We start from the raw sequence: 22,992 nt of genomic DNA on the forward strand, positions 1-22,992 counted from the left end.
CGATTAAGTTTCAAGCTGCTTAATGATTATTTTTCTAATAGTTTAACTCGTTTATTGATTGTATTCAGGATTAATTATATTTTTCCAGTTCTCGGCTTTCTTATTCATCAGTGAGGAGTCATTAACAGTCACTTCCAAGATTCCACAAATAAAAGCTTCTTCTCCAAACTGCTGATAGTCATTGATTAACAGTATATGACTTGGAGTGAATTTACCGTTTTGAAGTACTTTCCTGTTGTCTTCAAAACGATACTCAATATTTTCACTATAGCCGATATATCTACGCCCGTTAATTTTATTAGTCATTATATATATACCGCTTGTCATGGCTAAATTTTATATTTTTTTCAAATCGTTAATTTAGCAATTATAGTCGGTATAAAATATGTATCTCAACCGTGATTATAATGATGTGAAAGGCTGGTTGATTTGTCACGCGATCGCATGATGAGCCTCATCCCAATTTAAACAGCATTGGTGGCACATTAATATATTCTAAAGGGCATGGCAGTGCCCACCTGTGTCAACTTAATGTGAAACCCCCATTTCATCTAGCTCCCATGCTCTGCGTGGGAGCGAAAATCTGTGGGCTGCTGCCTCGATTTATCAGCTTTCGAGGCAGAGCCTCGCAATACGCATTTCCAGCCTCTGGCTGGAAACGAGATAGAGAAAGGTTTTGAACTTAAGTTGACACCAATGGGCACTGCCATGCCCCTACCATCTGTCGCATTGTTTCACGACTTACGCATCTTCAGGATTTAGCTGTCTTAACTCATCAGTTGTGTATGTCCCGATAGGACTCCATACTAAATAAGGAAGCAGTAATAGCGCGGCTAGCCAAGAAATTGGAAAAACACAAACCGCCAACACCACGCTGAAAATTAAACCTGCTAGCCCAATCTTTTCTCCTACATCTAGACTACGTAACCGCAACATTAGAGGTATATAAGCCACGGTAATTATCTCTAATAATAGATACAAACCCATTAGCAACCAAGTAATTGTACTTCCTGGATTTTTTTGCCAGACAATATTAGCTGAAGCTGCACCGCAAACAAAAATTATTGTCCAAATTAGGGGTATTAATGGCTCAAAAATTAGCCATTGGGGACGGCTTAACAATGCAAACCATTTAACATCACGAGGGGTGATGAAGAAACTACCAAGTGCAATAAAAAATGTGACAGCCCCAATCACTATCCAAGATTCAACCATGCTGTTCACCTCTCTATGCTTGTAAATTTTGACAAGCCTACATACACTGCAAGTTTGGCAATTGCAGATAGAGGTTAAATCAGTCGCGAGTGGGAATGTTCAAATCTATAGATGGGAACAGGGAACAGGGAACAGGGAACAGCGAACAGGGAATAGGGAATAGGGAATAGGAAACAGCCTTTTAAGCTTGTAATCAACAATCCAAAATCCAAAATCTAAAATCTAAAATTACTCTTGCGCTCCTGCTTTTTGCAGACTCCGCACGATAGTTCTAAATCCATTAAAGTCAGCAATCATTAAAGCAGTATAACCACCGCGATTTTTTAAATTGACATCAGCCCCAGCTTCAATTAATGCTTGTACTGACTGCTGAAAACCTCCTGAAGCCGCCCACATTAATGCTGTAGCCCCGGCTGAGTCTTGAAAATTCATATTCGCGCCTTTGGCTATTAATAGGCGCAAAATTGCTGGATGATTACGTTGTGCTGCTTTTAACAAAGCTGTTTTTCCGTCTTCTGCTGGGATGTTAGGATCGGCACCGTTATCTAATAATACTTTTACTGTCTGGCTGTGTCCTTGGAATGCAGCTAGGGTTAAAGGTATCTCACCCAGATTTTTGTCATGAATGTCTCCACCGTGGCGTATAAGTGCTTCTACGATTTGGCTGTGTCCTTGTAACGCAGCTAATAGCATGGGTGTATCGCCCAGGTTATTTTTAATATGTACATTTGCGCCTCGATTTAGCAAGGCTTGTGCTATATCTAAATAGCCTTCCACAGCCGCAATATGTAAAGCTGTTTCACCATCACTATCTTGGTGATTGATATCAATGTCTTTATCTAATAAAGCGGTAACAATTTCTACGTTCCCTGCGGCGACTGCGGCTGATAGTGCAGTTCCACCATCTTGATTTTCTGCGTTGACATCAACTCCAGCCGCTACAAGTGTGTTCACAACTGCTAAATGTCCCAAGTCTACGGCGATTGTTAACAGTGTTTCACCTTCTACATCTTGGGTATTGACATCTGCACCATTTTGGATAAATGCTTCAACAACGGCTGCATGTCCCTGCTTGACTGCTAGCTTTAAAGCTGTATCATCATCTTTATCTGTGATGTTAACTTGGGCACCAGCAGCTAGTAAAACTTTGACTATATCCACATAACCTTTAAGTGCGGCTGCCATTAAAGCTGTACTACCATCTTCATTGGTAGCATTGACATCTGCACCTCTAGATATCAAAAGCTTGACAATATCTAGCTGTTTGGCGCTAGCAGCTAGCATTAAAGCTGTCAATCGGTAACGTTTTCTCGGTAGGTTAATATTCGCCCCAGCATCTAGGAGCGATCGCACAATTTCCGTGTAACCTAAATTAGCCGCGAACATTAACGCTGTCGTCCCATCGCGATCGCACGAGTCTACATTTACACCAGCAGCCAGTAGCGCATTCAGCCGCTTGATATCACCGCTTTTAGCCGCCGCAAGCAGCAACATATCATTGTTTTCTGTCATCGAGAAATTCCGCACAGACGGTTATTGTTGATCTAGCCTCACAATTCAGTCTGAAATTGTTTATCCACTTTTGCAAGAGACTCCACCAACTAATTCACAATCAACAATAAAAATCCATCTTCCCTAACCCCTAGTCTCTTTTGAACCTTATACCGCGAATCCAAAGAAATAGAGTTATGCTAATTTTTATGAAGATTTAATAATCGAGCGATTAACCTATGGATTTGGCACTTTCTCAATCTACCAAGTATTGGCTGAACTTCTTTCACCCACTGCTGATGTGGTTATTACTTGCAGTATCAATTTATGCTGCTTATCTGGGGCTACAAGTACAACGTACTCGAAATGCACAGGGCGACGAAAAGAAAGAATTAATTAAAGGTAGATATAACATTAAACATTACCAAATTGGCTCTATACTCTTGGGTCTAATGGTAGCGGGTTCGGTTGGTGGTATGGCTGTAACCTACATTAATAATGGCAAATTGTTTGTTGGCCCTCACCTGTTAGCAGGTTTAGGGATGACTACCCTGATTGCTTTTTCTGCTGCTCTATCTCCTTATATGCAAAAAGGAGCAAATTGGGCAAGAATGACACATATTTTATTAAACTTTACTCTTTTAGGACTATTTGCTTGGCAAGCAGTCACTGGGGTACAAATTGTGCAAAAAATTCTCACAAATGCATAGTTAGTCATTAGTCATTAGTCATTAGTCATTAGTCAATGGTCATTAGTCAATAGATTGTGGATTATGGACTATTGACTGTTGACTGTTGACTGTTGACTGTTGACTGTTGACTGTTGACTGTTGACTGTTGACTGTATTACCGCTTTTTCTTAGAAGCAGAAAAGGGGATGCCTAAAGATTGATGAAAATCTTCTTGGACTTTGCGAGTTAAGCGCCGAGAAACTTGACGGACGATTTGGTTAAGTAAGCGATCGCCTGTAGATTGAATTAAAGACTTGGGTAATCGCTGAATAAACCGGGGAAAGTGAAGATCTACAGTCAAATCCAATTCCCACTCAACTCTTGTCACTTCAGCAAATTTACCGGGAACCTCAGCCAAATTTTCTACTAATTTCATTGATGCTCGATAATCTACGTCGTAACCGGGTGCTTGGTAATCAGGTATGGGTATAGTACGAATACGGTAGATTCCTTTATCGGCTGGTAATAATTCCAAACCGATTTTCGGTTCAACTTCATAGCCAAAAGAACCAAAACGGCCGATTATTAAAGCATAGCCATTTTCTCCCAGAGGTTGCACTTTCATGGGTTCAGCGCAGCGTGCAAACCATGAAGCATGAGTATTCAAATACTCAGCAACTATGACTGCTGGTGCAGACATTTCCATATAATCGCTGTAGCAACCATAAAATTTAGTTGGCGTTGCTATAGATACTCCTGTGAGTGCGTCGTCAGCTTCTGTGAGATGAGACGCTACAGGTAAAACTGTTTCTGTTATTTCTAATGATTGATATTCGCCGTTTTTTGAAAGCATAAATGCGTTCCTGTATCCTTTGGCGTTGGTCTATATTAATCGTTCCCAGCTGGCGTGGGTCATATCGCACTAAGATCCTATTTTGATGGAATCCTCATGAATCTGTCATGGACTTCGTAGAATCACTACAATAAAGAACTGAACAATTACATACTAGTTTCCCAGGATAGCGTTTATCATGAAAGCATTTGTAGCAGGGGCCACCGGTGAAACAGGTCGCCGCATCGTACAAGAACTGATAGCGCGCAACATACCCGTCCGTGCTTTAGTCAGAGATACTGAAAAAGCTCAAGGGATTTTGCCGGCTGAGGTAGATTTGGTAGTGGGTGATGTCTTAAATCCCCAAACCCTGACGGCGGCTTTAGGTGATAGTACAGTTGTGCTGTGCGCCACTGGTGCAAAACCCAGTTTTGATTTTACAGGGCCTTACAAGGTAGATTTTGAAGGCACAAAAAATTTAGTAGATGCTGCTAAAGCCAAGCAAATAGAACATTTTGTCTTGGTGACTTCTTTGTGTACTTCTTTGTTGTTCCATCCCTTAAATTTGTTTTGGCTAATTTTGGTATGGAAAAAACAAGCTGAGGAGTACTTGCAAAAAAGTGGTTTAACTTATACCATTGTGCGGCCAGGTGGGTTGAAGAATGAAGATAACTCCAACCCAATAGTGATGCAGGGTGCTGATACGTTGTTCGATGGTAGCATTCCTCGGCAGAAAGTTGCCCAAGTTTGCGTGGAAGCACTATTTGAACCAGGCGCAAGAAATAAAATTACCGAGATTATCTCTAAAGCTGATGCGCTAGCTAAAAGTTTTGGTGAATTATTTGCTAACGTCGCCTGATCTGACTATAGATTGCTTAATCTTGCGTTAACATGGATGGGTTTAACCTGTCTGGACAAAATTCACGCCTTTGGAGACAGTTATCAATTGTCAAGTTCACACAATTTGCAGCATTGCTGCGGTTAATCTTGACGAAAATATCGCCTTGACTATTGTTGTTAGCTAATAAGCAAATATTAAGGAGTCAAACTCTGAAAAATTTTAAATTTAAGGGTGTTGAAAAACTAATTGGCCCGATAGCTGCACTTCTCGGCTTTGTATACTTATTTCAATGGTATATCAATGGAGAATTGCGATCGCCAGGCGATCCTATCTTTGAAGCTAAACAACCACCCCTGGTGATGAAAGGCGGCGATCCTTATATCCGCGCCTTAATGCGAACGATTTCCGCCAGCGAAGCCAACAGTAATCGTCCCTATTCTCTACTTTATGGCGGTCAGCAGGTACGCGACCTCAGCCGCCATCCAGAAATTTGTGTGACTATTGTTACTGGCCCGAATAAAGGCAATTGCTCAACTGCTGCGGGAAGATACCAAATTATCAATACAACCTGGTATCGAATTGCACCACGCTATCATCCAAAACCGATGAATTTTATGTTTTGGGTGGCTTATAGTTTTGAAGCCGAATATCAAGATGTGGTGGTTTACCGTTGGTTAATTGACTCTAAAGTTTGGGGAGTTGATATTACCCAACTGCTGTATCAAGGTAAGTTAAAGGATGTTTTAAAGCGTTTATCACCTACTTGGACAAGTCTTGGCTACGGGATAGAAACCAATTCTATTAGTAGTTCTTTACCGCGAATTTATCAGAAACTTTTGCAGGAGGAATTACAATCAGCGAATCAATCTATATCACCAAATACTATTTTAAATCCCAGCCCCACTCCCACACCACAGCGAACCTCTCCAGGTAATAAAAATCAGACAATTCCTCCCTATAGAGGTAGTAGCGGCTCATTAGAATTGAGATTGAATAACCTCTAGTTTCCATTAATTGGTTATTTTAGATTTAGCTGTTGGAGAAAAATCTTGATTTTTTAATGTTTTTTGTGAAATCCACTTGATAAAGCCAGGAAATAAGCGGTAAATAGTTTGGGAAAAATTTGCAGAACCAACTAGGATTTCTGATTTTTTATTCTCAACTGCATCCCATATAGCATTAGCTACGTCCTCAGGCTTTTCAACTACAGGATTTTTGATAACATTCTCCAGTTGTTCGCGACGCTGATTTAAGTCTTGCAAATCCTTACCGCGAAAAATTGCCTTATCTAAAAAACTACTTTTAATTAGATTAGGATAAATACCACAAACATCTATAAGGTTGGCGATTTTTCATGCCTGTGTACAAATTAAGTTTGCACGAAAATTTTCCCAAAACCTTCTGACTATGGCTAGATGTTCGGAAATTTAAAAGCGCGATGTTTGATGACGCAATGCTAGAAAAGGCTAACGAAGATAAAAAATGTTATTTTGAAGAGAAAATTGTCAGGTTTATGTTAAATTTTAAAGTACGAGAGATGGATAGATTAATCGACAACTTTAATTAGTCCGCTTTGCAAAGCATTAAAAACTCGACTAATTTGCGATTTTTCTTGTTCATTTAAATCTTCTTTAGATAGCAGTGTGGACATCAACAGACGCTGATCCTGGCGTGTAATTCGGCGAATAGCAAAGATGTGATCTAAAACAGTTTCTAATTGCATTGGGTTTGAGGTGGTAGTTAGCATATTTTTAAATAAGATTTTTGGATTGCTATAATTAACTGTTGTTAAAATAACAAGGTTTTACAAAGTTTGACATTAGTGTGTCTACGGAATCACTACTATAATGTCAAGTTAAGATATATTAATTCAGTGCGATCTAGATCACAAATTTTGGGATATATTTACTCTCACTAAACTTCGGTATTTCAGTATTTATAGTTGAGTCTGGCGATAGTTTTGCAGATTCGTTGTTGCTAGATAGACTCTGGGATGTTGTATTTCTGTCGCTAATCTCTTAAAAGCAGCTTGCGATCGCAATTATTATCATCATACCCAGCATCGGCTCAACAGCTAATAACAGTATTTTTCCTGAAGTCTATTGTTATCGAATCAACAGCAATCTCCATATTGCATGAGTATTAAAAGTTATGACTATATACAGTAAATCGCGCAATCATCCTGCTGACTACTTTGAGAAAGCATTGTAAATGCAACACCTTACAGAATTCAGTTTTTACGCGCCTATATCGAGTATATTCGATTTAAATGCGTAGCAGCACAACAATGCAAAAAATACCTAGCAAATCCCTAAATTTTTTCCCCATAAGGTAGGGTAAACCAAAAGGTTGCACCTTTACCAGGACTACTTTTAACGCCAATTTCTCCGCCATGTGCGCTGATGATTTGGCGACACAAGTATAATCCTAAACCAATACCGGTAGAACGGGCGCGATCGCCTCTAGCATAGCGCTCAAATATTTGCTTGGATTCTTCTTCACTCATCCCTATGCCATTATCTTCTACTAAACAAGAAATTATTTCCCCTGCTAAACTGGCTTTTAAATTAATTTCCAAACCAGGAGGATTATGATTTAGCGCATTACTAATTAAGTTTTCAAATACCCGTCTTAGTTGTAAAGGATCTCCAATTACAACAGGTAAATCCGATAATATTAAGTTGTTTATAGTTGCTTGATTTTTTGCTAATAATGATGCTAAATCTTCCGTAATAGAGGTTACTAATTCGGCAATCTTTATCGGCTCGCAATTAAGGATGATTCCTTTACTTTCTGATATATGAGCTTCTAATAAAGAGTTAATTAAATTCAGTTGACGTTCACCACTCTCAATCATTCTCTCTAAAATATTACGCGGTAAAGAGATACTTTCAACGGGTAATTGTTGCCAATGTTTGAGTAACATCAACGTTCCTGTAATGGGAGTGCGTAAGTCATGAGATACAGCATGTAAAAACTCATCTTGACGTTTATACAAATCTTGTAATTCCAGCATTTTTTGCTGTAGTTGAGCAGTTCTAGCTTCTACTTTACGTTCTAAAGTTACATTAAGTGTCTGAATTTCTTGAAACAGCTTTGCTTGTTGAATTGCAATTGCTACTTGTGTAGCTAATTGTTGTAATAAATCTATTTCTACTTGCTGCCAATGACGTACTGAAGAACACTGATGTGCAACTAACATACCAAAAAACTCATCACCTACCATAATTGGCACTGCCAAAGAAGATTTTACTTGATATTTATCAAAGTAATAGACATACTTAGATGAAATTTGGGATTGGCTAATGTCATCAATTTGTTGTAAATTACCTTGAAAAAACAAATTTATAAATTCTTGAATACCATCATTATTTGGAAAAAATAAATCCATCACCGAATCCCTATTTGTCTCCAAAGATTCAGCAAATATTCTCCAGTTTGAATTATTATTAAAGTTACTAATAAATACTCTATCCGCTTGGAGAAATTGCCGCACTTCTGTAACTGTGGTGTGCAGAATCTCTTCTAAATTCAGACTACGGAGAATTTTTAAAGCAATTTCGGCAATTAATCGCTCGCGTTCGGCAATAATTTTTAATTGAATTTCTGCTTTGCGGCGCTCGGTAATATCGATTCCTAACCCAAAGAGAAAATTAAGTTCTCCATTTTCTTTAAAAATTGATTTACCGCGCCAATCAACAAGTAATTTATTTTGATTTTTGGTTAATACATAATTTTCTTGTATAGCTAATAGTTTTTGTGTATTTATTGAATCAAAAAGTTCTGCGAGCATTTCTTGCTGCTCTGGGGGGATAAAATTTTCCAGATAACTCATCCCGACAACTTCTTCAAGATTGTAACCCAGCGCATCAAGCATTACTTGATTCATCATTCTCACTGTGCCATCGGGATTAATAGCGACAAAGTAAGCTGGAGTAGTTTGCACAATTGTCGTATTAAAATCTCTCTCTTGATATAATTCAATTTCCGCTATCTTGCGTTCTGTAATGTCTAAACCAGTACCAATTACATAACTGATTTCTCCAGCATAATCTAATAAAGTAGTTGTTGACCAAGCAATTAATCGTCTTGTTCCATTCTTGGTTAATAAATATCTTTCCGATGTTTGCGGTATTTGTAATTTTTTCAGACGCTGAAATTCAGATTTAAATATTTCCAATTCTTCAGGCACTACAAAGATATCCCAATATATTTTACCTGCTACTTCAGCAAAATTATATTGAGTGATTTCCTCAAAAGCACGATTAAAGCGAACAATTTCCCCTTGGTGATTTACGACTATGACTAAAGCGCCAACTGTATCGAGAACAGCAGATACAAAGTTACGTTCTTGGCTTAAATCCTGAATTAGTTCTCGTAACTGCAAAGTCATTTGATTAAATGTACTGGCTAAGACTCCCATTTCATTACGTTGAAAGACTTTGATTTGGATATCTAAATCACCTTGACTAATTCTGGCTGCTGCTGTTGTTAATCGCTGTAAAGGTAAAACAATTTGTCTTTGCAGGTAAATACCTACTCCTACAGTTACTGCTGTGGCGACGAAAACAGCAGCACCCATAAATACGAGCATCTGACGAATGGGAGCATAAGCTTCATCTATAGGAAGTTCAACGACTACTTGCCATCTTAAGCTAGTAATTGGTGCTATAGCACCGATGACTTCTACACCTTTTAAACCGGGATATTTAGCTAAACATTTGTCTGCATTTGATTTATGTAATCGCAAAATTAATATTTGCTCGGATAAATCTCGAAATTTTAAATTTTCTAAAAATTCTGTTTTGGCAGCGACTAAATAATTACGATTATCAATCACATAAGCATAACCAGTTTTACCCACATGAGTTTGATAGATAAAAAATCTGAGAAACTTCAGATTTATCCGCGCTATTAATACACCATTAACTTCATCTTGGGTGTTCCGAATTGGTACGGCTAATGTTACCATTGGTAACTTGGTAACCGCATCTATTTCTACTGGACTGACAAAATCTTCTTGATATTTAAGAGCGTATAAGCTCCAAGGAGTTTGCGCAATATTATTGAGGTTGACTTGTTCATAAGGGGAAACTATAGAGGTAACTTTACCTTGATTATCTAAAATTGCTACTGTTTCATAGGCGTTATGATGACGAGTCAAAGCTGTCAGAAATTTTTGTTGAATTTCTGGCGATAAATCAGTTAAACCTTGCACTCTGGCTAAATAGCTAAGTTTGCGTTGTAAGTCATCTAAATAAGCATTAATTTTTGCTGCTGTTGCTTGAGAAACTTCTTGTTGTGCAACTTCTACTTGTTGCATTTGAGCTTTAAAGCTAAGATAAGTTAATGTTCCAGATACTAATAACAGAACTATAAATACAAGCAACACTAAACCATATCGTAATTTATTGGTGATAGAACATAATCCAGATACTGCTTGATGTGAGGTATGAGTAGGTTGGTGTTTTTTCATCACTACTCCTTAAGGAAAAACATCAATTTTGCCAGTGATAATATCTTGCTTAATAGATTTCACTAGTTCTGTTTGTTTAGGAGTTAATGAACTATTAAATGAGGTTAATTCTTGAGAACCCTCTAAAAATCCAAATTTATATTGCTTTCCTTCCCAACGTCCTTGCTGTGCTAAGGTTGCTCCTTCTAATAATAATTGGGGTACTTGTTGTACTACACGAGTAATAATATTATTTGCAAATAATTGATATTTATCCTCATCGCCAGCAATCGCATACATCCAAGTAATTACCCCTACTGATTTATGGCTAGCAGCTGCTTGAATCGCGCCAAGATTACCAAAATCTGCATCTGTAACTAAAATATCCACTCCCTTAGCAATTTGCGCTTGAGCAATGCTTTTAGCGGTATCTGGATCTCGCCAACTATTTACCCAGTTAATCGAAACATTAATATTCGGGTTAGTATTTTTAATACCACGCTCTAATAATATTGCTTGTTCTTTAGTAATTAATAAAGGTTCCCCACCAATAAAAGCAATTTTATGAGTTTGAGTTTTTAAAGCAGCAATTACTCCAGCTAAATAGCCAACTTCATTACTGCGAAATGCTAAGGCTCCTAAATTGCTATTATTACCGCCATAACTACCAACAATGGCAAATCTACTGCGAGGAAATTCTTTAGCAACTATTTCCGATGCCTTTACATAGTTACCGCCATGAATAATAATAAAATCAAATTCTTTTTGCGCGTATTGGCGGATAATTGCTTCTGCATTATTTGTAGTGACGTTAGCAGTGTAAGCTATTTCTGCGCCCAGTTGCTTTTGAATTAACTTTAATCCTGTATAGCCTGATTGATTCCAACTTTCATCGTCGATTGGGCCTGGTAAAATAATTGCTACTTTAAATGCACCTGCTGTAGTATTTCTAAATATAGATTCAGGTTTATGCTTGACGTAAGAACAAGCGGTAAGCAGTAATGTAACCAATACTCCCATAACTTTTACGGGAGAAATTTGTCTCTGTACATACATTACTGCCAGCGATCGCATAAATATATAGTTTGGATATAGGGATATACTTTATACTCTACTCAAAGGATATTAGGTGCGATCGCACACACTTAGATGAGCTGCAACTAATCCACAAAGTGTGGTAAAAATTATCTTTCTAGATACTTACTGACATCAAACTTATCATTAAATTGCTTCTGTCCGATCGTCAATAAATATGAATATTTTTTTTAAAAGTTTGAAGATAATTGTCGAAACGTAAAATATTGCGCCTCTAATCGTTTAAGTTAGCTACTTAACTGCTATTTAACGGCAACACCTTTATATAAATATCCTGAGATTTTGGGTATTTTGGGAATGTAAAATTGCTCAACCGTCAAATTAGCAAACTGTGCTGCAACTAACTGTCTGATATTGCGGTTGATGTTGCAACCGTCACCAATGAGTTGACTGAGGGAATTCAAGCGATGTTGCCAAACTTGAATATTTAATTCATCACTTAATCCATGTTCTAGAAAAAAGTACCTTCCACCTGGTTTGAGAACTCGATAAATTTCGTTAATCGCTTGAGAAACGTTGGTAATACTACATAAACAAAAGGTACTGACGACGCTATCAAAAGTGTGATCAGCCATTGGTAAATTCTCGCTATTGAGAACTCGATTATCGACTTGAATATGAGAAGATTGAATACGTTTTTGCGCTAACTTATTGATTCCGGGATTTGCATCGATTGTAATGAGCTTTTGTAGATGTTCTGGGTAGTAAGATAGGTTGACTCCAGAACCAAAGCCAATTTCTAGCACTTCTCCCGTGACATCTGCTAGAATTTCCCGACGATATGCAGACAATGTAGGACTAGACATAGCTGCATCTATAAGTCGCGGAGCGATAAACTGTGAATAGAAACCCATTGACTATACCTTTATTAAATTTATAAACTCTCAGTTTCTTCTCTTATCCTTGGCGTACTTGGCGTACTTGGCGGTTCATTAAAAAAATATTTTCACAATTCATATAGGATTGCTATAGTTTTACTGTAACAATAAGCAACCTAAGCTGCTTATTGGATTTATAATTCAATACTTTTCAGTGGCTTTGATGTTGGGTTTCGTTCCTCAACCCAACCTACTAGCGCAGCAAGCTTAATTTATTGGGTTGAGTAATTAAAGACTATGTTTATTGTTTGTGGATTTTCTAGATTGTTTTAACCCAACATTTTAAGCTTGTCACGCTACTACGTATTTTATGGCTTTTGGCGTTAAAGGAACGGTATTTGTTTATAGTTAAACTCGATTTTATTTAATACATAAATATGCAAATTGAAAGTAAGCGTCTACTGTTAGTACCCATCTCACCTGCATATCGAGAAATCATATTTCAGGAATTTACACCAGAAGTAACTGAGTATACCTATGCAGTTCCTTCAGCAAATATTGCCCAAACCGATAAATTTATTAGGCAATCAATTCAAGAGACAGAAAATGGTACTGAATTAATATTAGTAATTTTGCTCAAAGAGACAAAAGAATTTATCGGTTGTGCTGGCTTACATGCTATTAATACAAATACGCCTGAATTAGGAATATGGACAAAAAAATCTGCACATGGCAATTATTATGGCAGAGAAGCAATTTCGGCGCTGAAAGCATGGGCAGAAGAAAATTTAGATTACGAATATTTGCGTTATCCAGTAGATAAACGTAATATTTCTAGTCGGAAAATTCCTGAATCTTTGGGGGGAATAATTGCTACAGAATATGACAAAATTAATTTAGGTGGCAAGCGTTTACATACAGTTGAATATTGGCTTTATAAAGCGATAAAATCTAGCTCAAATATTGATTGTTGACTGTTGACTGTTGACTGTTGACTGTTGACTGTTGTACGGGCGGGTTCACAAATATCTTCACTGATCAACGATAATTCTCAATAAACCCGCCCCTACTAACTGTTGACTATATTTGCAACTTCAACGGGGATTAGCTACTGGTGGTGGAAACCAAGGATTACTACCATTAAATCGCACATCTCGGTCTAAACGACTGTGGAAGGTAGACAAAATAAAAGAATTTTCACCCTGTCCCATCAAATTAATAGTCCAACCAGGAACAGAAATTTTCTCACAAGCTGGTTTATTAATTGTTACACCTAAACAAGTATCATTCCAAGTGATTTGTTCAGCCCAATGAAACTTAAAACTATCAGCAGGTTTACCAGATTGTGCAACCGCCATTTTAATTGCTTCATTAACCAGATAAGGCGGTACGCTTTTGGGCGCATCAAATTGAAATCCGTTTTGCAAAGCAAAATACACCCACTGCTGTTTTGGTGATGAAACTTCCACCTTCCAACCAAAGATATTTTCGATATTAGGCATCGCGCCTTGTATTGGCATAGATGGGCTATCGTCGCCAGAGTTTCCCCATTTTACCGCTTGAACTCGCTCAACTTTCCAGAGCGATCGCGAAATTTGGGAACGTTTTGCCGCATCAGCTAAAATATCTGCAATTGTTTTCTCAGGTATATTCCCCACACTAGCAACTATATCTAATTCAAATCTATTCCCATTTAAATCGCTGCGATATACCCATTTTGGTGGTTCCTTCGAGTTTGGTTTATCGCTTTTGAGCGTAATCAACCATCCAGGGGTTTTTGTCGAATTACAGCGCTCATATATCTTAGGAAGGTCTAAGCAATTATTTTTCCATTCTTTTGCTTCAACAGACGTGATTCTTATCTTACCTACTGGTGGTTCGCTGAGTAATGTAGCATTGCTGATGACTTTTTGGCGCACATCTTTAGGTAAGCTTTCTAAGCCATTAACCCGAAAATTATTGCGCAAAATCTTTGGTGGTACAGCATGATATAACCACCGATGTTTACCACCGATAACGCTGACAGCCCAACCTCTCAAAGCAATTTCTTGACATTTCTCATTAGCTGCTGGCAGATTCAAGCAAGAATCAAATATATTATTTTCTATTTTCACAACCCGGACATCGCCTAGTTTTAAATTTAAGCGTTTCGCCATATCTTGACGAATATTTAAACTCACACTGCTGGGGATAGTTGATGATTGAGATACAGATTGTGATGGAGATAATTTACCAGGAGAATCAGCTAAAATATATTGATGTGTAAAAGTAATGGCTAGCGTCAATCCACCTACTATTGAAGCAATAGACCAAATAGTAGCTTTGGTTTTCATAACAAATATAAATAAGTTTAGTTGTGTAATTGCGATGACGATAGATACACAAATTTAGTTGCCGTGTTCAATTAGGAGTTGCAGCACATTAATCTATTCTAGAGGGCATGGCAATGCCAGTCCGCTACTATCTATTGCATTCTTTTTTCAAATTGGTATAAATAATTAAAGTTTGTAGTGAGGACTTTAGCCCAATTCAAAACTAAAGTCCTCACTACAAATTCAGCAATATTTTGGGCGTCAAGTACTAGCGAATTGCTTAGTAGGGGAAAAGTTGAGGGAATAAACCAAATAAGGTGAGTAAGGATAGCGCCAGGATCAAAGATGCTCCAGAACCTAAGGTTAATAAAACCAAATCCCTATTAGGACTGCGTAAGAAGGTTTGTAAAGTCAATCTTTGAACAGGCTTATAGCCGACGGTTACAAGTGGTAACTTATCGCGATAATCAGCACCATAACGCGCCATTCTCTCAAAAGGTAATTCGCCTTGAGAACGCTGGGGTAAAACCCGCCGACGTTGGTAAGGAACTGTATTATCACCAAAGTTTTCCAGATATTCGTCGCTGTTGAGCAACTCTTGAATAAAGCCGACTATTCCTTTAGTCGCCAGCACAATAGAAAAAGCGAGTTTTTCGCGATCGCTATAAATTCTCCGTCCTAAAACCCGTTGTACACAGAGTTCGACAAAACGGTAATTATTGTTAGCATCGTAATTCAACCGCCGAAACGAATCAGATAAAACTAATCCGCGAATAAACTCTTTAACTGTAATTTGTCCTGCTTTCAGTTGAGATTCAAGGAAGATTTGGCGATTGCTAGACAGCATCTGCTGTTCGTGGAAAATTTGGCGATAAGCTGCCAAAATCAAAACATCCATTTCTGTAGCTGACAGCAGGTTATCTGTTGTGTAAATTCTGGGCTGTTCATCACCAGGGATCTCAAAGCCAGTAACACGCTGGTTTTGAGATGAGGGAGCATACTCCAACAAAGGAATTGACATGATAAATACCTCTATGCTGTAAGCTGACATGCAAAATTCCGGCTTTGGTGAGTCGAGTTAGTCGCACCCGATCGCCACAGCTTCTAATTCGCAGTCATTTAACTGCTATCCAGATTCGGAATCTCAAAATACAGAATAAGCCTGTGTCAGAAATTAACCTTTCAAATTGCGGGAGAAAGCAGTATTTCTTAACAATCCAGAATAATTGGTAATTCGTGGTTCATAATTCGTAATTAATCTGGAATGCTACAAACAGTCTGACTTTTATCAACTGAAGCGCTACTGTTAATAGCCAACTGCTGATTCTCCCCGCCAAAAAGCTAGGGGATTCTGAGTGGGGCGGTAATCAGGATAAAATCGCAGCTGAGATTCCTTAATAGATTCAGGGGGCGCAATCCCTAATCCCAAGCAGAGGTGAGAAAGCGATCGCGCATATTTTTCGTGGTGTCCTGGGGAACCCGCATGAGCATGGGCATATTCATGGACAACTAAGAGCAGCCAGTCAGCTGGCAATACTCTTCCCACATCAATCAGGATGGTAATCGGATTGGTTTGCAGATTGCACAAGCCATCAATACCAAAAGACTGCGCAATTGGCGCTGCAAAGATTTGAATCGCAGGTTGTTCCCAAGGATGAAAACAATCGTGGCAAGCCTGAAGATAGTTTTCGAGTTTTGCGTTCACCGCCTCAATATGCTCGCCAATCCACACGCACAGAGGTTTGCGGTTTTCCATATCAAAAACCACATCAATCATCTCTGCATCGAGAGCTAGACTTCTCACTCCATAAAGATAATCTAGCCCTCGCGTAAATGGATCGGTACTGGTGGTGATGATTAATTTACCAACCAAAGAGTGAGAAGTATTCTGTGGATTCGGTCGCATTGCTTATCTGTTCAGGGTTCTGGTTTGAGAGATCAGCCTCATTGGAATTAGAGGTATCTGAAACATCTCCTACTCGGAACTCTGTACAGAAGGTAGCGGTGCTAAAACCACCAAATCTTTTGACTGTACTGGTACGCATCCGAATGCTAGGGCTAACAAACCAGAATCTCTCAATGGAACTCATGGTTTCGTACTCGGTGATCAGAACTAAGGCGTCCTCTTCATCCATTTCATAGCGCCCAGCAACAGGAACGATTTCCGCATAACCCCGTTCGCGCAACAACGAACCTTGACGGGGGTTATCGGCATCAGGAATCAGCGAGAAGACAGTCGAACCTTCATGGTTTTCATCTTCCCGATCCCAGCCCATTGCACCTTGCCAAGATACAAAAGCACCACCAATAGCCAGCTTGGGGTCAACTTGATGAAGTTCGCAAATTTCAATCACTTTTGGATGATCGGCTCCCAGCGCTTCAACCAAGATATTTGATTCCCCAGCTTCAGAACGCTTAAAGGCTAAGTGGTGAGTCGTGCGCTGCGATCGCCACTTACCTGTACTTAGTTGAAAAAACTCCATTGCATCCATAAATCAAACGCTAACTCCAAACAACAAGTTGAGCAACCCAATCATAGTTAATTATAAAACTGCTAGAGCCATCCTGAGTTAGAGATTTTGGGCATGGGGCATTGGGCATTGGGCATGGGGCATTGGGCATTGGGCAGGGGGACAAGGGGGATAAGGAGGACAAGGGGGACAACTGACAATTGTACAGACGCGATGAATCGCGTCTCTGACAAATTCGTTTATTCGTTAACGTCTAAAACTACCCACTTGTCAAGACCATGTAACTTTTGTTAACTTAATTTGCAGCAGAATAATCAAACTCATATTTCGACACACCAGAGAGTCAAACCTATGGATATGCCGATAGACCTTAATTTAGAACAGAAATTCAACCTCAAAGTTTACGAAGAACAGATTAAAGCATTGAGTCAAGAAGAATCACAAAAATTGCTTTTAGAAGTACTACGGCAGTTAATGGTCAAAGACAATATGATTAAGCATCTTCTCAAGGAGTCTTAAGTAGCTCTGTGAAATCAAAGCTAACTGGCTGAGGCTGTCATTTGTCCTTAGTACAAAAATTTCATTAATTCCTAGCTCATTCTCTGCGTACCTCTGCGCCCTTTTGCGTTAAAGTTTCCCCCCGCAATCAGCCAGGATTTTATGCAAAGCTGTACTTAGTTAACTTACCTCGATAACCGTGAGCCTTCAAACCGATAAAGACAAACCACAAACAAGCACCAGCACCAATCTCGTACCCGAAACCGAAAAAATTCTTTGTCCCCATTGTCTGCGTACAGCGACAAATGGCATTAAATGTAAGGGAATTTGTGTGGCTGACAGTGACTATTGATTCATCTGTCAATAGGATTTTCTGAACCTAGCGCTTTTCATCGTGCTTTTAAACGCTGGACAAAACAAACACCCCGGAGTTACCGAGAAAAACAGCGATCGCGCTCCCCAATTTCTTCATAATATCTGCGATCGCTCAAAAATATTTGATTTGTGAAAACTTTATTCTCCCCCTCTGCTGCTAACCCTGTTCATCATCAGGAATCCTTGTATCCGGAATATTCTTCAATCCCCAAGCAATCATGGTTTTCAGTACAGGACGAAGGCTTTTTCCTCGCTCGGTTAATTGATAATTCATCCGCCGAGGATGGTTGCTGTATGGTTTTTTCTCGATTAAACCTGCTTCTTCCAGAAATTTTAGGCGATTTGTCAATATATTAGTAGAAATACCTTCAGGAGACTCCAAAAACTCGTCAAAGCGTTGCTTTTTAAAAAATAGCATGTCTCTAATAATTAGCAGCGTCCAGCGATCGCCTATTAAATCCAGCGAACAAGCAATTGGGCAAGGTGAACGGCGAGATTGAGACATTGCTAAAACTAAATTTACTACTTACTTGCATTTTACAAGTGAGTTTTGCTATATTAGCTTGCAAGTTGCAAGTTACAAGTTAAAGAGATAACAATGACTCAAGTTTCACCAACTGCTAGAACTGGCAAAAACTTTGCTGTGACTGATTTGGGATCGTTTTCGCAATTACGGCAATTTACCTTTGAAACCCCAAAATTCCCGATCAAAGTAGAGGGTAAGGTATTTCTCAACCAGATACTCGATCTCACCAGTGCAGAAATTTCGGTGAACAACCTCGCACCCAAAAAATCAGTACCTTTTTATCACAAGCATCGCCTAAATGAAGAAATTTACATCTTTATTCGCGGGGAAGGCAAATTTCAAGTTGATGATTTTGTGTTTCCATTAGGAGAAGGAACTGTTGTGCGAGTAGATCCCCAAGGTGAGAGATGTCTGCGAAATACTTCAGATACAGAGGATTTGTGCTGGATTGTGATTCAATCAAGAGTAGGTTCTTTTGAAGACCACACCATTGAAGATGGCTTTAGTGTAAGTAAAAAAGTTACTTGGGTTGGCAAGCAGCAAATTTAATAATAGCGCTTAATCTATTTCGCCAAAATATTCGCGAATGCCAGTTATTTTGTCATCTTGAATATCAAAGGAAATAACATTGTTTCCTGTAAAAGGTTGGTTGCGAATGGTTCCCTGAGTTTCAAACTCAACTATCACGCTAGTATCATTACTGATAATATTTTTGGGCTGACTAAAAATCAGGCGATCGCCCCTTTCTGTACGCGCCTGGAATCTCGCAATTAGCTGCTGCTTATTCTCATAACCAAAAGGTGTATCTCGCTGCTGACCAACCGGTAGCCAGAACATCACCTCATCCGCCAGCATATCAATAAACGGTTGAAAATTCCCTGTTGCCCATCCTTTAGCCAGGTAGTCAAATGCTTGCTGGGCAGTCTGCTGAATTTTGATCCCCTCCATAAGCCTTCCTAAATAAGTACACTTTATACCAATTATTCTTGAATATACATAAAAATAGCCTGCTTTTGCAGGCTTTGTTTTGTGATTAAATCAAGCAATTTCAAGATTGCTCAAATAACTTCATCTCTTGCCACCAACGATTTAACGGATAATAAACTACAGGTGCCCACAAACTGCTGAGAATGGCAGAAGCTAGGGCGACACGCTGAAAATATGTCCAAATATATTCAGCTTTGCGATCGCCTGCCCAAGTCAACTCTAAGCCAAAAATTGTCTCGCAGATAAACGCCATTGCAAACACAATTAAAGCGATGGAAATAAAGTCTTCCTCAATGAAACGCTGCTTTTGCAGCAAACTCGTCAACATGCCCACAATCCCCAGAGATAAAGCATGGGTAGGGTGAGGCGAGGTCATAGCGTCTTGAAGTAACCCCATAACTATACCTGCCAATAACCCAGACCATACAGGGCGTTTCACACTCCAAGCTACCACCCAAATTAACAACCAATTAGGCCCGATCCCCAATAACTCCATCCCTGGTAAGCGAGTCGGCAACATTAACAAACATAACAACACAGATCCAACTGTCACCCCCCAATCCACAAACTGACGAGTACGCGGATGCCAACGCGCCATCGGCGGGATTTGAATTCGCGATTTTCTCCGCGCAGGTGATTTTGATTTTTTTGGGCGGCGACCAGTCAATACAGGGATCTTCATGGTGTTACAAGACTTGGGGGGAATTTAATTCGACTTTTGCGGTTGTGGGTTAGTTGGCGGTTGGGAATTTTCTGCTTCTGGAATCGGTTCTTCTGGTTTGGGGTAGACAGCCACCCAATCTAAAGACCTAATTGGCGGGAAAAGTTCTACTTTGGCAATTGATGCAGGTAGTTTCTTTAAATCTAGAGACTTAATTCTCCCTACTGCTACACCAGAAGGATACCTTTGACTGTAGGTTGATGTAGAGACAAAATCACCCACCTTAACATTGGGAACTTTTTCATAAAATTCCAACACAGCCTCAGCTGAAGAATCGCCGCGCAAAACGCCTTTAGCCGATGTCCGGCTAATTGTGACACCCACTTGACTCTTGAGATCGCTGATCAGTAACACCCGACTAGTATTAGGCGTAACGCTTTCTACTAAACCGACTAACCCACCTTCCGCTTTGACAATAAAGCCTTCTTGAATTCCCGAATTACTACCCCGATCTAGGGTAATTTGCTGCCACCAATGATCGGCGCTACGTCCTAATACCCGCGCGGGAATTGGGCGTGATGCAACTGGTTCTTTGGTGACATAACCCAACAAACTTTGTAGCTTTTTGTTTTGGCTTTCTAAATCTACGATTCGCGCTTGCAACTCCAAGGAACGGGCATCTCTGAGGCGTTCTTCAGGGGTTGGCCCGGCTTGTAACATTTGTGCTGGACGAGTAATTACTTGGTACATTTCTAGCAGTAAAGCACCTTGGGTTTCGCGTAATACCCAAGCGCTACCTAATGCCAAAGCAACTAATCCTAGCTGTAAGCTTTTGCGATCCCACCAACGACGTAGTAACACCATTTATCCATACCTTAATTTTTATATGTTTATATAATTTGAAAAATTTTTGGTTGTTTGCTTCTATTTATATAAAACCCAATATCAGATAGAGAATTCTAGATATTTAGAATCCAATATCTGATATTTTTGCTACATATTCCGAGAACGACCGCTAAATACCCGTTCCAGTTGCTTGAAGTTTTCCAAAACACGACCTGTTCCCAAAACCACACAACATAAAGGATCGGCAGCGATATGCGTGACGATACCTGTCTCATGACTAATGAGTGTATCTATGCCTTTGAGTAAAGCACCACCACCAGCCAGCATAATACCCCGGTCAATAATATCTGCTGCTAGTTCGGGAGGTGTGCGTTCCAATGTCCGTTTCACCGCTTCAATAATCACCGATAGCGGTTCAAGCATACTTTCACGAATTTCTGGGCCTTTAATAGTTACAGTACGTGGTAGACCAGAAAGTAAATGTAAGCCCCGGACTTCCATCATGGAATCATTATCATCATTGGTCGGATAGGCAGAACCAATGCGAATTTTGATGTCCTCAGCAGTCCGTTCCCCAATTACTAAGTTATGAACTTTCTTCATATATTGCAGAATTGCTTCTGTGAGTTCATCGCCTGCAATTCTTACTGACTCGCTCAGTACTGTACCTTGGAGACTGAGTACTGCAACTTCTGTAGTACCACCACCAATATCAATAATCATGTTACCAGTTGGTTCGGCTACTGGTAATCCTGCACCAATGGCTGCGGCGACTGGTTCATCAATTAAATAAACTTCTCTGGCTCCAGCTTGGGAAGCTGCATCCATGACAGCTCTTCTTTCTACCCCTGTGACACCACTGGGAATACCAATGACAATTCGTGGTAGAATCAATGACCTACCTTCATTCACACGTTGAATAAAACTCTTTAACATCAGCTCGGCTGTGTCAAAGTCAGCGATTACCCCATCGCGCAAAGGACGAAGAGCAACCACATTTCCTGGTGTCCTACCGAGCATTTTTTTAGCATCTTCACCCACAGCTAGTGCAATCTTTTCGTTTTGATCGATAGCTACTACCGAAGGTTCTTGGAGTACAATACCTTTACCTGATACATAAACGAGGGTATTAGCAGTACCGAGGTCGATACCCATATCCCACGATGAGCGAAAGTTCCTGAAAAGACCCACGCGTCCTACGCCCCCTATTTGCGATACTTGATGACTACGACGGTTAGAGTTAATCGTGCTGGATTTTATTACGTTTTTGATCCTTAGTCCAGTAAAGATAGATATTTTTTTGGATATTTTTTGAGAATCTTCACTGGCTGTCAGCCTAATATTTTTCGATCTTCTTTGAGTGCAACAATATATCCGTATAGTTTTCTACTTCATCCCTAGTATTTTGTATCATTTTTCGATACAACTTTATTGCTAAATCTTTAACATATTTTCAATAGTTTCACAATTCGCTATGATGGAATTCAAGATAGATAAGTACGTATGTACTGAAAGGGAAACCCATGAGTATTAATATTGTCACCCTTGTTGGTCGTGTAGGCGGCGATCCAGATATTAAATATTTTGAGTCAGGTAGTGTGAAGTGTAGATTGACACTAGCAGTAAATAGGCGATCGCGAAATCGAGATGAGCCTGATTGGTTCACCTTAGAATTGTGGGATAAAACAGCAGAAATTGCGGGTAATTATGTACGCAAAGGTAGCTTAATTGGCATTAAAGGCTCCCTCAAGTTTGACACATGGAGCGATCGCCAAACCGGAGCCAGCCGTTCTATGCCTGTCATTCGAGTAGACCAGCTAGAATTATTAGGTTCCAAGCGCGATAATGAAGGGGGCGGAGGAGATTTTTCGCCAGAAAATTTCTAAATATTTGGTCAA

The 22,992-nt window shown here is 39.5% G+C and carries 24 protein-coding genes and 2 pseudogenes; 8 read left to right on the forward strand and 18 right to left on the reverse strand.

The window, feature by feature from the left end; genetic code table 11:
- Positions 1 to 51 precede the first annotated feature (51 nt).
- The 3 genes from AACW45_RS06060 to AACW45_RS06070 all read right to left on the reverse strand — a co-directional run bounded on the left by AACW45_RS06060 (position 52) and on the right by AACW45_RS06070 (position 2,727).
- Entirely contained in the window at positions 52 to 327 is a 276-nt protein-coding gene (locus tag AACW45_RS06060; protein ID WP_277880312.1) for a GIY-YIG nuclease family protein, read from the reverse strand.
- Positions 328 to 741: 414 nt separating this feature from the next.
- Positions 742 to 1,215: a TspO/MBR family protein gene (locus AACW45_RS06065; protein WP_190632076.1), complete on the reverse strand. Its 474-nt coding sequence runs from the start codon at positions 1,213 to 1,215 to the stop codon at positions 742 to 744.
- A gap of 228 nt (positions 1,216 to 1,443) precedes the next feature.
- The gene (locus AACW45_RS06070; protein ID WP_190632078.1) at positions 1,444 to 2,727 is read right to left on the reverse strand and encodes an ankyrin repeat domain-containing protein; all 1,284 of its coding nucleotides are present in this window, start codon (positions 2,725 to 2,727) and stop codon (positions 1,444 to 1,446) included.
- A 218-nt stretch (positions 2,728 to 2,945) separates the two neighbouring features.
- Here AACW45_RS06070 and AACW45_RS06075 point away from each other — a divergent pair, with 218 nt between their 5' ends.
- On the forward strand, positions 2,946 to 3,416 hold the full coding sequence (locus AACW45_RS06075; RefSeq protein WP_190632081.1) for a DUF4079 domain-containing protein: 471 nt from the start codon (positions 2,946 to 2,948) through the stop codon (positions 3,414 to 3,416).
- A 136-nt stretch (positions 3,417 to 3,552) separates the two neighbouring features.
- Here AACW45_RS06075 and AACW45_RS06080 read toward each other — a convergent pair whose 3' ends face one another.
- Positions 3,553 to 4,230, reverse strand: coding sequence for a DUF1997 domain-containing protein (locus AACW45_RS06080; RefSeq protein ID WP_190632083.1), 678 nt, complete (start codon positions 4,228 to 4,230; stop codon positions 3,553 to 3,555).
- A gap of 178 nt (positions 4,231 to 4,408) precedes the next feature.
- On the opposite strand from AACW45_RS06080, the gene AACW45_RS06085 reads away from it, so the two are divergent.
- A complete protein-coding gene (locus AACW45_RS06085) occupies positions 4,409 to 5,068 on the forward strand; it encodes an SDR family oxidoreductase (protein WP_190632085.1) in 660 nt (219 codons plus the stop codon).
- 173 nt (positions 5,069 to 5,241) lie between these two features.
- Positions 5,242 to 5,910: pseudogene (locus tag AACW45_RS06090) on the forward strand (glycoside hydrolase family 24 protein); the annotation flags it as partial.
- Positions 5,911 to 6,060: 150 nt separating this feature from the next.
- Here AACW45_RS06090 and AACW45_RS06095 read toward each other — a convergent pair.
- The 5 genes and pseudogenes from AACW45_RS06095 to AACW45_RS06115 all read right to left on the reverse strand — a co-directional run.
- Positions 6,061 to 6,387 (reverse strand): annotated as a pseudogene (locus tag AACW45_RS06095) (hypothetical protein); the annotation flags it as partial.
- 209 nt (positions 6,388 to 6,596) lie between these two features.
- Positions 6,597 to 6,797, reverse strand: coding sequence for a hypothetical protein (locus AACW45_RS06100; RefSeq protein WP_190541394.1), 201 nt, complete (start codon positions 6,795 to 6,797; stop codon positions 6,597 to 6,599).
- Positions 6,798 to 7,361: 564 nt separating this feature from the next.
- A complete protein-coding gene (locus AACW45_RS06105; RefSeq protein ID WP_190632101.1) occupies positions 7,362 to 10,526 on the reverse strand; it encodes a PAS domain S-box protein in 3,165 nt (1,054 codons plus the stop codon).
- Positions 10,527 to 10,535: 9 nt separating this feature from the next.
- Complete coding sequence (locus AACW45_RS06110; protein ID WP_190632103.1) at positions 10,536 to 11,579, reverse strand: BMP family protein; 1,044 nt, start codon at positions 11,577 to 11,579, stop codon at positions 10,536 to 10,538.
- Between the two features lie 263 nt (positions 11,580 to 11,842).
- Positions 11,843 to 12,454: a class I SAM-dependent methyltransferase gene (locus AACW45_RS06115; RefSeq protein ID WP_190632105.1), complete on the reverse strand. Its 612-nt coding sequence runs from the start codon at positions 12,452 to 12,454 to the stop codon at positions 11,843 to 11,845.
- 401 nt (positions 12,455 to 12,855) lie between these two features.
- Here AACW45_RS06115 and AACW45_RS06120 point away from each other — a divergent pair, with 401 nt between their 5' ends.
- A complete protein-coding gene (locus AACW45_RS06120; RefSeq protein WP_190632107.1) occupies positions 12,856 to 13,392 on the forward strand; it encodes a GNAT family N-acetyltransferase in 537 nt (178 codons plus the stop codon).
- A gap of 120 nt (positions 13,393 to 13,512) precedes the next feature.
- On the opposite strand, the gene AACW45_RS06125 is transcribed toward AACW45_RS06120, so the two are convergent.
- From AACW45_RS06125 to AACW45_RS06140, 4 genes are all read right to left on the reverse strand, one after another.
- A complete protein-coding gene (locus tag AACW45_RS06125) occupies positions 13,513 to 14,751 on the reverse strand; it encodes a hypothetical protein (protein WP_190632109.1) in 1,239 nt (412 codons plus the stop codon).
- A 259-nt stretch (positions 14,752 to 15,010) separates the two neighbouring features.
- On the reverse strand, positions 15,011 to 15,751 hold the full coding sequence (locus tag AACW45_RS06130; protein WP_190632111.1) for a phycobilisome rod-core linker polypeptide: 741 nt from the start codon (positions 15,749 to 15,751) through the stop codon (positions 15,011 to 15,013).
- 285 nt (positions 15,752 to 16,036) lie between these two features.
- Complete coding sequence (locus AACW45_RS06135; protein ID WP_199331065.1) at positions 16,037 to 16,636, reverse strand: hypothetical protein; 600 nt, start codon at positions 16,634 to 16,636, stop codon at positions 16,037 to 16,039.
- Positions 16,593 to 17,222 carry a phycobiliprotein lyase gene (locus AACW45_RS06140; RefSeq protein WP_190632113.1) on the reverse strand — a complete coding sequence of 210 codons (630 nt, stop codon included), beginning with the start codon at positions 17,220 to 17,222 and terminating at the stop codon, positions 16,593 to 16,595. The genes AACW45_RS06135 and AACW45_RS06140 overlap by 44 nt, the downstream gene beginning before the upstream one ends.
- Positions 17,223 to 17,552: 330 nt before the next feature.
- Here AACW45_RS06140 and AACW45_RS06145 point away from each other — a divergent pair, with 330 nt between their 5' ends.
- Together AACW45_RS06145 and AACW45_RS06150 are read left to right on the forward strand one after the other, a co-directional pair.
- On the forward strand, positions 17,553 to 17,720 hold the full coding sequence (locus AACW45_RS06145; RefSeq protein WP_190632115.1) for an NblA/ycf18 family protein: 168 nt from the start codon (positions 17,553 to 17,555) through the stop codon (positions 17,718 to 17,720).
- Between the two features lie 178 nt (positions 17,721 to 17,898).
- A complete protein-coding gene (locus tag AACW45_RS06150; RefSeq protein WP_339385075.1) occupies positions 17,899 to 18,051 on the forward strand; it encodes a hypothetical protein in 153 nt (50 codons plus the stop codon).
- A gap of 180 nt (positions 18,052 to 18,231) precedes the next feature.
- On the opposite strand, the gene AACW45_RS06155 is transcribed toward AACW45_RS06150, so the two are convergent.
- Positions 18,232 to 18,579, reverse strand: a complete 348-nt coding sequence (locus AACW45_RS06155) for a winged helix-turn-helix transcriptional regulator (RefSeq protein ID WP_190632119.1) — start codon at positions 18,577 to 18,579, stop codon at positions 18,232 to 18,234.
- Positions 18,580 to 18,672: 93 nt separating this feature from the next.
- On the opposite strand from AACW45_RS06155, the gene AACW45_RS06160 reads away from it, so the two are divergent.
- Positions 18,673 to 19,149, forward strand: a complete 477-nt coding sequence (locus AACW45_RS06160) for a cupin domain-containing protein (RefSeq protein ID WP_190632121.1) — start codon at positions 18,673 to 18,675, stop codon at positions 19,147 to 19,149.
- A 9-nt stretch (positions 19,150 to 19,158) separates the two neighbouring features.
- Here AACW45_RS06160 and AACW45_RS06165 read toward each other — a convergent pair whose 3' ends face one another.
- From AACW45_RS06165 to AACW45_RS06180, 4 genes are all read right to left on the reverse strand, one after another.
- Complete coding sequence (locus AACW45_RS06165; RefSeq protein ID WP_190632123.1) at positions 19,159 to 19,548, reverse strand: nuclear transport factor 2 family protein; 390 nt, start codon at positions 19,546 to 19,548, stop codon at positions 19,159 to 19,161.
- A gap of 100 nt (positions 19,549 to 19,648) precedes the next feature.
- The gene (gene mreD / locus AACW45_RS06170) at positions 19,649 to 20,269 is read right to left on the reverse strand and encodes a rod shape-determining protein MreD (protein WP_190632124.1); all 621 of its coding nucleotides are present in this window, start codon (positions 20,267 to 20,269) and stop codon (positions 19,649 to 19,651) included.
- Between the two features lie 24 nt (positions 20,270 to 20,293).
- Positions 20,294 to 21,112, reverse strand: a complete 819-nt coding sequence (gene mreC, locus AACW45_RS06175) for a rod shape-determining protein MreC (RefSeq protein WP_190632127.1) — start codon at positions 21,110 to 21,112, stop codon at positions 20,294 to 20,296.
- A 129-nt stretch (positions 21,113 to 21,241) separates the two neighbouring features.
- A complete protein-coding gene (locus AACW45_RS06180) occupies positions 21,242 to 22,249 on the reverse strand; it encodes a rod shape-determining protein (RefSeq protein ID WP_096645016.1) in 1,008 nt (335 codons plus the stop codon).
- A gap of 368 nt (positions 22,250 to 22,617) precedes the next feature.
- Between AACW45_RS06180 and AACW45_RS06185 the strand changes: the two genes are divergently transcribed.
- Positions 22,618 to 22,980 carry a single-stranded DNA-binding protein gene (locus AACW45_RS06185; protein ID WP_096645017.1) on the forward strand — a complete coding sequence of 121 codons (363 nt, stop codon included), beginning with the start codon at positions 22,618 to 22,620 and terminating at the stop codon, positions 22,978 to 22,980.
- The last annotated feature ends 12 nt before the right edge of the window (positions 22,981 to 22,992 follow it).

The organism is Calothrix sp. FACHB-168 (assembly GCF_963889195.1).
GTDB lineage: Bacteria > Cyanobacteriota > Cyanobacteriia > Cyanobacteriales > Nostocaceae > Aulosira > Aulosira anomala_A.